19 protein-coding genes and 1 pseudogene are annotated in these 13,472 nt (G+C 40.2%); all 20 read right to left on the bottom strand.

The window, feature by feature from the left end:
• Positions 1–2 precede the first annotated feature (2 nt).
• The 20 genes and pseudogenes from QM409_RS09500 to QM409_RS09405 all read right to left on the bottom strand — a co-directional run bounded on the left by QM409_RS09500 (position 3) and on the right by QM409_RS09405 (position 13,399).
• Positions 3–668, bottom strand: a complete 666-nt coding sequence (locus QM409_RS09500) for a 3-keto-L-gulonate-6-phosphate decarboxylase UlaD (protein ID WP_023947938.1) — start codon at positions 666–668, stop codon at positions 3–5.
• A gap of 16 nt (positions 669–684) precedes the next feature.
• A complete protein-coding gene (locus QM409_RS09495; protein ID WP_033679597.1) occupies positions 685–1,170 on the bottom strand; it encodes a PTS sugar transporter subunit IIA in 486 nt (161 codons plus the stop codon).
• 76 nt (positions 1,171–1,246) lie between these two features.
• Positions 1,247–1,528: a PTS sugar transporter subunit IIB gene (locus QM409_RS09490; RefSeq protein ID WP_000241466.1), complete on the bottom strand. Its 282-nt coding sequence runs from the start codon at positions 1,526–1,528 to the stop codon at positions 1,247–1,249.
• Positions 1,529–1,550: 22 nt separating this feature from the next.
• Entirely contained in the window at positions 1,551–3,008 is a 1,458-nt protein-coding gene (locus tag QM409_RS09485; protein WP_414305620.1) for a PTS ascorbate transporter subunit IIC, read from the bottom strand.
• Positions 3,009–3,138: 130 nt separating this feature from the next.
• Positions 3,139–3,762: an HI_0552 family protein gene (locus QM409_RS09480; protein ID WP_414305621.1), complete on the bottom strand. Its 624-nt coding sequence runs from the start codon at positions 3,760–3,762 to the stop codon at positions 3,139–3,141.
• 55 nt (positions 3,763–3,817) lie between these two features.
• Positions 3,818–4,807, bottom strand: a complete 990-nt coding sequence (gene jag, locus QM409_RS09475; RefSeq protein ID WP_414305622.1) for an RNA-binding cell elongation regulator Jag/EloR — start codon at positions 4,805–4,807, stop codon at positions 3,818–3,820.
• Positions 4,808–4,824: 17 nt separating this feature from the next.
• A complete protein-coding gene (locus QM409_RS09470) occupies positions 4,825–5,649 on the bottom strand; it encodes a membrane protein insertase YidC (protein WP_205008446.1) in 825 nt (274 codons plus the stop codon).
• The gene (rnpA, locus tag QM409_RS09465; RefSeq protein ID WP_000739245.1) at positions 5,624–5,995 is read right to left on the bottom strand and encodes a ribonuclease P protein component; all 372 of its coding nucleotides are present in this window, start codon (positions 5,993–5,995) and stop codon (positions 5,624–5,626) included. Before rnpA ends, QM409_RS09470 begins: the two co-directional genes overlap by 26 nt.
• Positions 5,996–6,144: 149 nt before the next feature.
• A complete protein-coding gene (locus QM409_RS09460) occupies positions 6,145–7,335 on the bottom strand; it encodes an acetate kinase (protein WP_084923198.1) in 1,191 nt (396 codons plus the stop codon).
• A 50-nt stretch (positions 7,336–7,385) separates the two neighbouring features.
• Positions 7,386–8,339 (bottom strand): class I SAM-dependent methyltransferase, encoded by a 954-nt coding sequence (locus tag QM409_RS09455; protein WP_024056736.1) that lies wholly within the window; start codon positions 8,337–8,339, stop codon positions 7,386–7,388.
• Between the two features lie 60 nt (positions 8,340–8,399).
• Positions 8,400–8,987 (bottom strand): class I SAM-dependent methyltransferase, encoded by a 588-nt coding sequence (locus QM409_RS09450; RefSeq protein ID WP_179211371.1) that lies wholly within the window; start codon positions 8,985–8,987, stop codon positions 8,400–8,402.
• A 32-nt stretch (positions 8,988–9,019) separates the two neighbouring features.
• Complete coding sequence (gene comGG, locus QM409_RS09445; protein WP_084925452.1) at positions 9,020–9,433, bottom strand: competence type IV pilus minor pilin ComGG; 414 nt, start codon at positions 9,431–9,433, stop codon at positions 9,020–9,022.
• Complete coding sequence (comGF, locus tag QM409_RS09440; protein ID WP_414305623.1) at positions 9,411–9,872, bottom strand: competence type IV pilus minor pilin ComGF; 462 nt, start codon at positions 9,870–9,872, stop codon at positions 9,411–9,413. Before comGF ends, comGG begins: the two co-directional genes overlap by 23 nt.
• Entirely contained in the window at positions 9,835–10,137 is a 303-nt protein-coding gene (gene comGE / locus QM409_RS09435; protein WP_094753516.1) for a competence type IV pilus minor pilin ComGE, read from the bottom strand. The genes comGF and comGE overlap by 38 nt, the downstream gene beginning before the upstream one ends.
• Entirely contained in the window at positions 10,100–10,534 is a 435-nt protein-coding gene (gene comGD / locus QM409_RS09430) for a competence type IV pilus minor pilin ComGD (RefSeq protein ID WP_153210732.1), read from the bottom strand. The genes comGE and comGD overlap by 38 nt, the downstream gene beginning before the upstream one ends.
• A complete protein-coding gene (comGC, locus tag QM409_RS09425; RefSeq protein ID WP_050223437.1) occupies positions 10,497–10,820 on the bottom strand; it encodes a competence type IV pilus major pilin ComGC in 324 nt (107 codons plus the stop codon). Before comGC ends, comGD begins: the two co-directional genes overlap by 38 nt.
• A gap of 1 nt (position 10,821) precedes the next feature.
• Positions 10,822–11,865, bottom strand: a complete 1,044-nt coding sequence (gene comGB / locus QM409_RS09420) for a competence type IV pilus assembly protein ComGB (protein WP_080890699.1) — start codon at positions 11,863–11,865, stop codon at positions 10,822–10,824.
• Complete coding sequence (comGA, locus tag QM409_RS09415) at positions 11,786–12,727, bottom strand: competence type IV pilus ATPase ComGA (RefSeq protein WP_414305624.1); 942 nt, start codon at positions 12,725–12,727, stop codon at positions 11,786–11,788. The genes comGB and comGA overlap by 80 nt, the downstream gene beginning before the upstream one ends.
• Positions 12,728–12,805: 78 nt before the next feature.
• A complete protein-coding gene (locus QM409_RS09410; RefSeq protein ID WP_050225212.1) occupies positions 12,806–13,171 on the bottom strand; it encodes a DUF1033 family protein in 366 nt (121 codons plus the stop codon).
• 22 nt (positions 13,172–13,193) lie between these two features.
• Positions 13,194–13,399: pseudogene (locus QM409_RS09405) on the bottom strand (hypothetical protein).
• Positions 13,400–13,472: the final 73 nt, after the last annotated feature.

Raw genomic sequence — 13,472 nt, 5'->3', positions numbered from 1 at the left:
GTTTACCCCCAAATTCGTCTGATTTCATCCTTGAAGGCACGCGCTGCTCCTGCTGGATCTGCAGCCTCTGTAATTCCGCGACCTGCGATAAAGGTAAAGACATCAACGCCTTCAAATAGTTTGAGAGTATCTACATCTAGACCACCTGTTACAGACACACGGAAGCCCATGTCGATAAGTTTTTTAACCTTATTAAGGTCTTTTTCACCCCAAGTCTCACCAGCAAGAAGTGCATCACGAGATTGGTGATAAATAGCTTGTGAGATACCAGCATCTAGCCAAAGCTGAGCTTGTTCAAAAGTCCAATCGCCATAAAGTTCAATCTGGATTTCGCCTCGGTCTCCACGTTCAGCCATGATAGCCTTTAGAGCCGCTTCCATAGTAGGGATAGTTGCACAACAGATACAAGTCATCCAATCGGCACCACGAACGGCATTATTTTTGGCAACTGTTCCACCAGCATCGGCACATTTTGTGTCTGCCACAATAATCTTATCTGGAAAAAGGCTTCGCAAGACTTCAACCAGTTCACTTCCAACTTGTAATAAGCAAACAGTTCCAGCTTCGATAATATCTACTTCCTGACCAACAGAAACAGCTGCTTTAATCGCTCCTTGCAAGTCTGAATGATCTAATGCAACTTGTAAATTAGGTATTCTTTTTGTCATCTCTTTATTCCTCTTTCTAACTTTCCAAATCCAATCCCTCGAGATAAGGGCTATCCTTAGATTCTTCAATCATCGTCAAGACATCTTCCTTAGTCTGGCAAACCTGTAAACGTGCGATAGAATCTTCTAATTCAAACAAGGCAATAATCTGTGGAATGGCTACACTTGTGTGAATTTTTGAGCTTGTTGCTGCTAGTGCCAACAAAACTGAAACTTCTTTCCCATCTGAAAATACAACAGGATTTTGTAAGGTGATCAATGAAAAGGCATCTCTTTGCACTCCAGCTTCAGGTCTAGCATGGGGCATAGCCATACCTGGCATTAAGATATAGTATGGGCCATACTCTTCAGTCGATTCAATGATAGCATCGTAATACTCTGGCAAAATTGCTCCACTTTCAATCAAGGGATCTACTGCTACCTTGACTGCTTCTTTCCAGTCTTTAGCTTCTAAACCTAGTCGGATCGAGTCATTGTCAATTAAAGCTTGTTTTAAATTCATATCTGCCTCCTTTATTTAAAGAGGGAGAAGGACAGAAACGATGACTCTCAGTTTCTATCCAGCCCCCTCCAACCTTTTACTGTAGTGCTTGACTGAGTTTTTCAGTGATTTCTTTATCATCCATCAAGTTGTCAAGCCCAATTAACTTCCCATTAGTTCGCCCTTCCAATTCTTGGATCAAATGAAGAGAAGCGATTACGATGTCATATCCTGCTGCTAAACCTTTAGCTTCACCGACACTGCATGAATTGACTGTAAAATCTGTTTGATTAAGCTTACGGAGAGCATTTTCAACCTTCATCTTGATAACCATTGATGAACCCATTCCATTTCCGCACGCTGCTAATACTTTAACCATTTTATTTCTCCTTTTCTAGATACTAAGCTTCTTCTTGAACTGCACCGTTGTAATATTTCTCTTTATCTTTTGCTTTGGCAAATTGAAGTTGAGGAATAACAAGCAAGAAGAGACACACAAGTACATAACCAACAATACCAAGGTATTTGAAGATATATCCAAATCCAAGCCATGGGAATTCAAAGTCGATATTTCCATGGTAACCACCATAAGATGCTAAATCAAGAAGAGCTACACAGAGAGCTCCTAAAGCAACTTGGAGAACACCTGAGATGAAGGATAGGATAACAGGCGCTTTCCATCCACCGCGTTTATCAGCGTAGACCGCAATGGCTGCATTGTCAAAGAACACTGGTACAAATCCTGTAATAATAAGAATCGGATTTTTAAAGACGATGAGCAAGACAATTGTGATCAATTGACCAATCAAACCAAAGGCAAATCCTGACAAGACAGCGTTTGGAGAACCAAATCCATAAGAAGCTGCAACGTCAACCGCTGGGAATGAGCCTGGCAACAATTTGTTTGAAATACCTTGGAAGGCGTTTGTCAACTCAGATACGAACATGCGGACACCTTGCATCAAAACGAACAAGTAAACTGAGAAGGTAAAGGCTGTTTGAATAATGTACATAAAGAAATCTTGTTTAGCAGGATTGAATAGAGTTCCTGAAGTGATGACTTCTTTATTAGACATAATGTCTGGACCCAAGATTAAAAGAATGGCTCCGAAGAATACGAGCATCAAGGTAGCAGATGCAACAACTGTATCGTGGAAGATTGAGAGGAACTTAGGTAATTTAAGATTGTCTAAACTTTCTTCTTTCTTACCAAAGCGTCCTGCTACTTTATCTACAAACCAGATTGCAAATTGCTGTTGGTGACCAATCGCAAATCCGCCACCACCAGTCAAGCGTTGAGTTGCCTCAACAGTCATATTTGAACTAACTGCCCAGTAAAGTCCACAGATGATACCAATCGCTGCTGTACCGTAAGCATTGCGCAATTGTGGTACTAAGAATAGAACCATAAGAGATACTGTTGCAGCTTGTTGTACCATGATGTGACCAGTAATAAAGAGGGTTCTTACCTTCGTGATCTTGCGAAGAGCTACGAGCAAGATATTTATTCCGAAACCAATCAATAGAGCTGTAGTTGCAGTTCCAACAAAATCTGGAAACTCTGCTGCAATTTTGTTGTTTGCTGCAGCAAGTCCAAAGTAAGGGTCGATAACCGCTGCACCAATTTGGAATTTGTAGTTAAGGGCTGCTAAGATCGGACGGAAGGTTGTAACCAAACCACCTGCACCCACATTGAGCAACATATACCCTACTGTTGCTTTAACAAACCCTGAGAAAACGTCGTGGGCAGGTTTTTTCAAAAGTGCGTATCCTATCAACACCAATAAACCTACGAAAAATGCGGGATTCTGCAAAATATTGCTAGAAAACCAATTTAGAACACTTGAAATGACTTCCATAATTGTTCTCCTTTTGAATTGTTTTTGTAGGTTTATTATATAATTTGAAAGCGTAAACAAAAAGACCAAGAATTACACAGCGGACTGTTCACTCTTGGACTGTATGATTTATGATATTTTAATGATTAGCTTAGTTTCTCGTAGCTAGATAAAATGGAAGAATTTTATCATAAGATTTCAGTAGGGCTTCTACGATTTCTTCTTCAGATGAATTCTCTGTTATAGGGACATCTATTTTAACTAACACTTTTCGGACTTCCTGATTGGATAGTTTATTTCTTAAAATTTGACGATTTTCTTCGTTCGCCTCCCACCGTTGACTTTGACCATCAGAGTAGACTAGATAATAAACACCTTCAACGGTTGGAATTTCTAAAACTTTAGCCTGCTTGCCTAGAGTTTGCTCATCCTTCTTACGCTGGATAAAACTGACTTCCAAAGAAATTCCAAAGTCAGTAGATGTCCCGTACAAACGTAAGGCTAGCATAGGCTCTGTCACTTGTCCGTCTCTCTGTAGATAGACCCAGAAATGTGGTCTCAAACGTTGCGCCTGATTCATCCACTGGCTAGTCTGTTGGAGTTGCCATTCTGGATGGCTTGCTTGAAAGGCTTTGGCTAGCTCTGTAAAAGCCTTTCTGGCCTCTTGACCTTTGTGGCGAAATGCCATCATTTTCTCTCGTTCTTCTCCCGCTTTATCAGGATTACGGTACTGTAAATCAGCAAAGTCTAGATAGTCTCTTATCTTATTCAACATTAGTTTAATCTCCTCTAGCTAGCAAAAAATCAGGATTAACCTGATTTTGCTTTGCTTATTCTGCATCTACGACAACATAGCGATTTGGCTCGTCACCCTCAGAATAACTCGTCACGCCATCCATGCGTGAAATAATGCGATGGATAATCTTGCGTTCGCTATTTGACATTGGATCTGTTTGTCGGCTGCGACCTTCTTCTAAAACACGAGTCGCCAATTTTTGCGCATAGGTCTGCAAGACTTCTGCACGGTGTTCAACATAATCATTGACATTGATTGTAATATAGAAGGTTCTTGAATAGCGGTTGTAAAGATAATTTTGAGCCAATAGTTGCAAGGCCTTCAAAACTTTACCATGGTAACCGATAATACGCCCTGGCTCATTTGTATCAATTTGTAAATTGATGCTACGACGGTTATAATCATTTGAAATCGTCGCCTCAACGTCCATATCATCAATGATTGTTTGGACATAAGTCGCTACTTCCGTAGCTACTTGTTCAATATCAAAGCTTGGCTCCACCTTCAAGCCCAAATCTTTTAATTCTTGACTTTCAGTTTGCTCGGCTTGGCTTTCAATATTAGGAGTTCCTACTTCTCCTTCGAGAGCAGTTTCTTCAAGTTGTAATTCATTTAAAATCTCAATGTGACCAGTTTCTTCTAAGATAGTGCTGGCATGTCTTTCATGTTTTAAGATTTCAGCCTTGACTTCATCAGAAATACCTTGGCCTTCTTCCTCAATCTTTTTAATTGCCTCTACAACATGACCCAAATCAACAGTTGCTTCACTGACTGTTTTAACAGGCTCATTCAAATCATTAATTTGCTTCGGAACTCCCTTTACAGCTTGTTGGTTTGCTTTTACAACTGTCGTTTCACTAATAGCTTCAATATCAACTTGAGCTGGTTTTTTACCAAATAAACCAAGAAAGCCATTTTTTTCACGAGAAATGACTTTGATGTGAGCCTTCAGTCTTGGGATATCTAATTCTTTCAATCCTTTCTGGATTGCTTCTTCAACAGTTGAACCTGTAAATACTACCATTACCAGATTCCTCCTTATTATTTCGTTTTCTGAGCCTTTTTCTTGGCTTTTCTTTTTCTATTTTCCAAATCTTTCTGTGCCTGAGCTACAGCCTCGCGCTCTGCGATAATCTTGAATGGATTATTCAAAAAATAGGTTTGCAGGACTTGATAAGCATTGGATACTGTCCAGTATAAGGCGACTCCACCCGGCGCATAAACTGCAAAGATAAAAATCAAGACCGGAATCCCATACATCATCGCCGTCGTAGCTCCATTACGCTCAGACAATGCTTTATTAGACAGCCAAGTACTTAAAAAGGTGAATACAGCTGCTAAAATCGGAAGAACAAGGGTTGTATCCACACCACCAAGGTTAATCCATAAGAAATGACCTGTCTTTAAAAAGTCAACTCTTGATAGAGCTTGGAACAAGGCCAAGATAACCGGCATCTGAATCAAAATCGGCCAAAGAGAATCTGACTGTCTGACACCCATTTCTTTAAAGACTTTACGCATTTCTTGCTCTAGCTTGGTTCTGCTTTCCATATCTCTACCTGGATATTGTTCTCGAAGCGCCTTAATGCGTGGTTGAGCTTCCTGCATTTTTCTAGAAGCCACCATTTGCACTTGAAAGACTGGCAAGAGAACTGTACGAATCAAGATCGTAAAGAGAATAATCCCCACTCCGATGCTGATATCAAACGATAAAAAGCGAATAATTTCCGCAAAGAAGTAAACAAATTTACTCCAAAAATCAGCTGATTCGGCTGTGATATCGCTAGTTGTCCCATTAGTCGCACAGGCTGTCATGATCAATAGAGACAGTCCTAGCAAACTAGTCAACTGTAGTTTCTTTTTCACTCCCATTTCCTTCCTGGTAAATCTTTGATAATTTTAATACGTGGAGTAGATTTTTCTCCATCTCTGCGTATCCCAAGGTTTCAACCCCTTTTCGAGCAATGACAACAAAGTCGACATCTTCTACCAGACTCCCTTTAGCATTCTGGATAATATGTCTAATTCGTCGCTTGATTTGATTTCTAGTGACGGCATTCCCAAGTTTTTTGCTAACTGATAGACCTACTCGAAAATGGTTTTTCTGGTTTTCTAGTTGGTAGACAACAAATTTGCGATTAGCAAAACTTGTCCCCTCCTTGAAAATCGCCTTAAAATCTTTCTCTCTTTTTACACGAAAGTTTTTCTTCAAAACTCAACTCCATCTATTAAATTACTACTATTATACCATATTTTTCAAAAAAGCCAATCATAGCAAGGTTTTGGACATTTCCATCAGAAAAAGAAGCTGGAAAAATCTCTTTCCCAACTCCTTGTACTGAATATTTTTTCTGATTTTAGTTATTTTTTCAAGCGTTCAACGTCACGGGCAATGACCAATTCTTCATCTGTTGGAATAACCAAAACACGAATTTTCGCTGCCTCTGTTGAAATGTCTCCTGTCACACCAAAGACGTTCTTTTCTGGGTCAACATCACAGCCAAACCAAGAAATCCCTGAGATAACATCTTCACGTACGTTTGCAGCATTTTCACCGATACCCGCAGTAAAGATAATAGCATCTGCTCCATTTAGGACTGCAAGGTATTGACCGATATGTTTTTGGATACGGTCAACATACATTTCATAGGCTAAAGTGGCATCGTGGTCCCCTTCTTCCATAGCAGCAATCACATCACGCATATCACTAGATTTACCTGAAACCCCCATTAGTCCTGATTCACGATTAAGAACGTGACTAATGTCTTCAGGCGTGTTAAAGTCCTCTGTATATTGCATTAAGTAAGGAATGATAGCTGGGTCAATATCTCCTGTACGAGTTCCCATCATCACACCACCAAGTGGAGTGAATCCCATTGAAGTATCAACAGATTGACCGCCATTAACTGCTGTAATAGAAGCACCATTACCGATGTGGCAAGTAATCAATTTCAAGTCCTCTAATGGACGGCCCAAGAGTTTTGCAGCTTCTCCTGCTACAAACTGGTGACTTGTACCGTGGGCACCATATTTACGAACCTTGTTTTCTGTGTAATATTTTGTTGGTAGAGGGTAGCGATAAGCTTTCTCTGGCATAGTTGTGTGGAATGAAGTATCAAAAACAACTACACTGGTAATGTCTGGCAACAATTCCTTGAAGGCGCGAACACCTGCTGCATTAGCTGGATTGTGGAGAGGAGCCAACAAACTCAACTCTTCAACTTTTTCTAAAACATCCCCTTCAACAACTGTTGATTCTTTGAAATATTCTCCACCTGCAACAACACGGTGTCCAACACCTGTAATCTCATCATAAGCCTTGATAATATCGAAACGAATCAAGTCATCCAATAAGATTTTAACGGCTTGTGTATGATTTTCAATATCCAAAATTTGTTGTTCAGAACGACCATCAAATTTTACAGTTGAAATTGAATCTTTCAAGCCGATACGTTCAATTAAACCTTTAGCAAGAACTTTTTCCTCTGGCATTTGATAAAGTTGCCATTTCAAACTTGAACTTCCCGCATTGATTGCAATTGTTTTTGTCATAACATGATACCCCTTTTTAAGCGTTTTCATCTATTATAACAAAATCTATTTTATATTTCAGTACCTTGAGTCCATTTTTGAAAATTTTCTTTAAATTTCATTAAAACACTTGCATCTTGCAAGCTAGAAAGTGGATAAATAAAAGGCTCCACTGCTATTTCACTTTTCTTCTGTAAGATAAAAATAGTCTTGGATTGTTTAGCATTAGCAAAGAGATTTTCAGGCAGACTAATCATGGCAGTCAGACTTGCCTCCTCTTTCAACCAGCCTTTCAACAAATCACTTTGAGGACTGGTCAACAAATCACTCGGAGCGAGAAAAATAGCGTATCCATCTGACTTGAGGTACTTAAGTCCTTGTTCCATGAGCAAGTGATGGGCGTAAGTATGTTCTTGACTAGAAGCAACTTGATGGCGCGACGCAACGGCATCATCAGGATAATAGCCAACAGGCAAGTCGCTGATGACCACATCGCTTTCTTTGAGCATTTGTGGACGAACGGCATCTCCTTGGACAAAGCCAGCCTGCAAACCAATTACATCTGCCATGCTAGCTGCCAAATCAATCAACAAATCATCCACTTCCATTCCCAAGTAATCCACCTTTTTATCAAGCGAGGTCAAGAAAGTAGCGCCTAGAATTCCCATCCCAGAACCCATTTCGAGGATAGTAATTTCCTCCTCTTTAAACAACTCTTCCACAATAAACACCAAAAGTAAGGCAATAGCATCCGGTGTAAACTGGTGATTAGCCTGTAGGGGTTCTGTTTGCCCAGCCTTCATCAAGAGAAACTGGTAGGTCTTGAGCCATTCTTCTTTGCGTAGTGCTAAACGCTTAAGGGCTTGATTGTTATCTTTTACCTGATTTAGCTCAGTTTCACCATCCAGATAAATGCTGTTTTGCTCCACCAGGGCGTCATAAAAGTTGGTCGCCAAATCACTTTGAATGACTTGGACATTCTCTAGTAAATAGGTATAAGCTTGTTCAATTTTTTCAAAATCCATATTCCTATCTTACCAAATTTCCCTTCTTTTTTCCATCCTTATAGAAAAATCACTCCCTGACTAGGCGAGTGATTTTTGGGCTACTGTTAAAAAGAGTTCTGAGTAATTTCCTTGAAACAGGTCTTCAGCGCTATAGAGGGTCTGACTATGCACAGATGAAAAACCAAACTGGGCTAGCCTGTTTTCCAGTTCAACCAATTCAAATCCATGATGGTTAGCTTCTGTCTTGGTAAAATCAGCAAGTAGGAGTTGTCCATCTTCCTTCAAATGTTGATGAAACAGTGAGAGAGCCGCATCCAAATCAGGCATATGATGAAGAACACGACAAACAACAATGAGATCAAACTCTTTCTCCAAGGGTTTTTCCAGTAAATCTTGCTCCAAAAACTGGATATTCTTGATGTCTTGCTGCTCCGCTTTCAAACGAGCTTGCTCCAGCATTTTCTCCGAAATATCCACCAATATTACAGACTTGGCCTGCTTAGCTAGGGGCAAGGTTAACAGACCCGTCCCTCCACCGAAATCCAAAATTTCTTTGTCTGATAGAAAATCAATCTGTTTCTCGACTGCTTGACAAACCAAGTTTGCAAGGAAGATATTTTTAGGTGAATCAAAAGTTTCTGCTTTGTGGTTAAAATCATGTTTCATATTTTCAGTTTAGCACAAAGTAGCTTGATTGGCTAGGAATTCTCTTTCTTTTCAACCTTCTCTTCTGATTTTTTATTCTCTGATTGATTACTTGAATCAGTCACTACCTTTTCCTTTTTATCTGTTTTCTCTTCTTTGATTTTGACGGAAGGAAAGATGAACTCATATTGGCTCTTAGGCGTATGAACCGTCGTCACCAAGCTTGTTTTCTTATTTTGATAGCTCACCTGACCCAGATTAAAGGCCTGTTCCCCACTTTCTTGCTCAACCTTATCTTTCGTTCGTTTGGCCATGGCAAAAGCGACCAGCTTTTCTTTATTTAAAGCGTAGTCTTGATAGTGGGTGACTTGTCGGTTCAAGTAAAATTGTAACAAAAGACTAAAGATGGCTGCCATAGTGACTGCATAGATGAGAACACCTGCCTTAACTTTTTTCTTTTTCCACACGATAGATGAACTCCCTTTCTAAACCTTTTTGGAATTGAAAACGAAAGCGAACCAGTTGATTCTCCTCTGTAATCTGTGCAGATTTGAGTCCATAAACCATGGGCTGATAACCCCGTCCACTGGCATCAGTTTTTCGAAAATCATCTGATTTGGACTTACCCATAGCAATATCCTTGCCATCTTGCTTCATATAGAGGCGATTGCCTTCCACTTTTTCGAATTGCGAACGGTCTAATTCTGCCTCCAGCTGGTCCACAAACAAGAGCCGCTCCTTTTGCTCGCTTTGCTGCTGATAACGAACTTCTGAAATGAGGAGCTGACTCATGGCTTGAAAGAGGAGCAAACTTCCACTGATGACAATGAGGGCAATAAGGGATTCTAACAAAGTAAAAGCCTTGACCTTATAGCTCTTTGATTGCCAACAACTGTTCTGAACCATGGTAGACCTCCAATCCCTTTTCACTAGAAAATACCTGAATCTCAACTCCGTTTACGTTTACCTGATTTTGACCTGTCTGCAGTGCCATCTTAGCTACACGCACAACTTCTTCTTTCTGCAAGATTTTTGCTTCTTCTTGCCTATTCTTTTGAATTTGTCCCAAAAGAAGGGTAGCAATGCTAGCAAAGATAGCTAAAGCAACTACTGCTTCCAGTAAAATCACTGCCCTAATTTTTTGTTTCCTTAATGCGTTTAATTTTTCCATTTCCTATATATAACTGATAGCGAATCTTTCCTTTACTGGTCTGAAATTCAACCTTATCCAAGGACGAATTGCCCCCAGCTCGGTCAAATGTGATACTTTGTCCCGATGGTGCCTGAATTCCTTTAGGAACTGTCAGCTTTTGACTGCCATTACTGATCGTCTGCCCATCTAAGTTTAGACTAGTCTTTTGCTGACTAGCTACACTGCGTTTTTGAGTTTCCCGATAGAGTTCTTCAAACTCCATAAAGAAAATCTGCTCCTCTACCGCCGCAAAAGTGGACTGAACAGAGCCGGACAAGCCCAAGGCAAGGATACTCACAAGGCCCAAAACCAAGAGGCTTTCCAGCATGGTAAAGGCCTTAATCCGCGACCGTTTGAGTCTTATTTTGTTTTGCATGATATTCTTTATAAGCTTTAGCTTGCTCTTCTGTGATGCGATTATCTGCTTGTAATTTGCTTAGAGTAGCCTCTTCATTTTTATTCAAACTATAAAGTTCTGCCTGACTTTCCACCACCTTAACAACAGCTGCTTTTCCTTTGTCATTGACTGCTTCTTTTTGCTTGGTCAAATTAGGTACAAAGAGTAAGAGAAGCACACTGATAATGAGCAAGACCACCAACATCTCCACAAGTGTAAAAGCTTTAACCTTCGCTTTTTTCAAGAATGTCATCATTTTTTTCATTTTAGAAATTTACCTCCATATTTTGATACATGGGCATGAGCATTGCCGCATAAAGTAAAACAATAATCAGAGCCACAAAGATAAAAACCAGTGGCTGCACCAGATTCATGGTGCGGTTGACTCGGGTAAAAAAAGCTTCCCAAGTTTTTTCAGCATAGATTTCCAACTCACTACCCAGCTTGGACTTGACTTCCCCATACTCGATAATGAGACTCAACTCCTTTTTAAAGAAAGGATAGGTTTCTATGGTTTGAGAAAATTCGCAACCATTTTGTAAGGATTGAGCTAGGTCTCGACCGATTTCTTTAAAGAGTTGGGAACCTTGTTCCTGCATGATCTGAAAAATCTGCGTCAGCTCCATTCCCTGCGAAATCATATTCCCCCACTCACGCGCATAATAAGCTGTCAAATAGGTCTGAACAAAGATTCCAAGAAAGGGAAGGCGTGCTAAGATAGAAAAGACGCGCATCTTAGAACTTCTTTTATAAAAAGTTAGTGCTAAAAGGACACCTACTGAAACAAACCCTACCATTACTAGAAAAATTTGTGGTAGATTGCCAATGATTTGAGTGGCAATATTGCTACTATCCAGTTGTGGTAGTAGGTAGTTCCGTAGCCCCAGCATGATTAAAAGAAGAAAACCCAGCAAAATCAAGGGATAGGTCGCTACCTCAATTAGTTTTTTCTTGACCTTGGCCAGATTATCTAGATACTCTTCTATCTTTCCCAAACTCAGGTGAAGATTCCCATGGACTTCAGCTAGGGATAACTGAGTGACAATGGCACTTGAAAAGCCCAAACTTTCCATCATTTCTGAGAATGATTTCCCCTGAGACAAGCCCGTGCGCATCTGGGTCACACACTGCTTGTCCAATAATGCACTCCTATCTAAAAAGGAGATGGTCTCCACCAGATGAAAACCGCTGGAAAAGAGATTGTTAAACAAGGTGATGATATTTTTTTGCTTAGCTGTAGCTAATTTTTTCCGTTTCAGCCTGAAGACTTGTGATATGTCCGTCTTTAAGAAGTTGGTCAATCTGTTCATTCCAGCTAGTTGGCTGGTGTTCTTGATAGTCTTTGTTTGCAAAGTCAACGATTCCTCCTCCCCCGATTAATCTCTGATAGCAGACTCCCTGCAGAACGACTGCCAATTCCTCCTCACTCACACCCAACTCCAGTAAACGTTCATAAACTCCTCGGATACTCTTGGCGTGAATGGTTGAAAAGACTGTCGCCCCTGTCAAACTGGCTCTGACCACTGCACGCGCCGTCTCACTGTCCCGAATTTCGCCGATAATCAAGAGATCTGGTCGATGACGCAAAGAAACCTTGATGAGATTTTCATAGGTTAGTCCAATCGCTTCATTCAACTGCAACTGGAGCATATCCTCTTGTTTGATTTCTACCGGATCTTCAATGGACATGACTTGTTGTCCCTTAAAAAGAGACTTGGCTAATTCGTGCATCAAGGTTGTCTTACCACTGCCGACTGGGCCAGCAAAAAGATAAAGTCCCCGTCGCCTATACTTTTTACCCAATTCGTCAATATCCTGAAACCAAAAATGCAAGTCCTGCTCCTCATCGTGCAACAAGCGAATGACTAAACTCTCATGCCCTCGATAATCGCCTACAGTAGATAAACGTAGGGACGCCATCTTCTGGTCATATTCATAATCACAGGAACCTAGCTGACTACGTCGCTTTTCTCCCACATTCATACCCGCCACAAACTTAAAGTGGCTGATAACGGCAGCAAACTTTTCAAAATCATAACAACCGATTTTACAACGCTCGTCTCCTATCCTCATATGAAGCTCATAGGCGTCTAACTTAGGGACAAAATAAATATCCTGCGCCCCTTTTTTCCGGGCCGAACGAATGATTTCTTGTGCAATTTCTTGAACCATACTTACCTCCTCACCTATACTATTCGCAAAGATTTGAAAAAATAAAAAAAAGCAACTCCAAAAAAAGTTACTTTTTCTCTATTTTAATTTCATACGGCAAGAACGATGCCTTTCCTGACCGGTTTGTTTTTCATAGCCTGGGCGTAGTTTTTCATCTGGGATGACCTGCTCATCCTGCAAAAGAGCCAACGAATGGTATTGTTGTAAATATTCATCACATTCATCACACCAACGTTGATCTTCCGGATCCCAAAAAATGGTCATCAAGTCACTTCTACTTTTATAAAGAGGGGATTCTTGTTCCAATCTAAACCAGCAAGTTTTGTAGTATTTGAGAGCATCATAATACTGGTCAAATTTTCTACTTGCTACAATATCTTCTTCCCAACCTTCTAAGAACCACCAAGGTTCAAAATCTCCGTACATTTCTATAACACGATACATATTCATTCCTCTGTACCGTATATTATAACCAATTCCGCCAAACAAGGAAAGAAATATGCTCATTTCTTAATTTCCAGATAAAAGGAGTCTGGGACAATAGTCCCTTATTTCCAAAAAAACAACGGATTTGCCGTTGCTTTTTTGCATGGTTGCGATAGTCTTGGTAAAATAGAGTTGCACAATAAACCATTTAGAAAGGCTATCCCATGCATATTCACTATAACACAAATCAAACAACTTTACCACTAGAAATCAGTTCTTTCTTACCATAAGACCATCTCGTCTTTACTATTGAAAAAGT

Origin of the sequence: Streptococcus mitis (assembly GCF_047465045.1) — a bacterium.
Classification (GTDB): domain Bacteria; phylum Bacillota; class Bacilli; order Lactobacillales; family Streptococcaceae; genus Streptococcus; species Streptococcus mitis_DT.
Note: the sequence above shows the minus strand (reverse complement) of the source record. Positions and strands in the feature narration are given on the sequence as shown.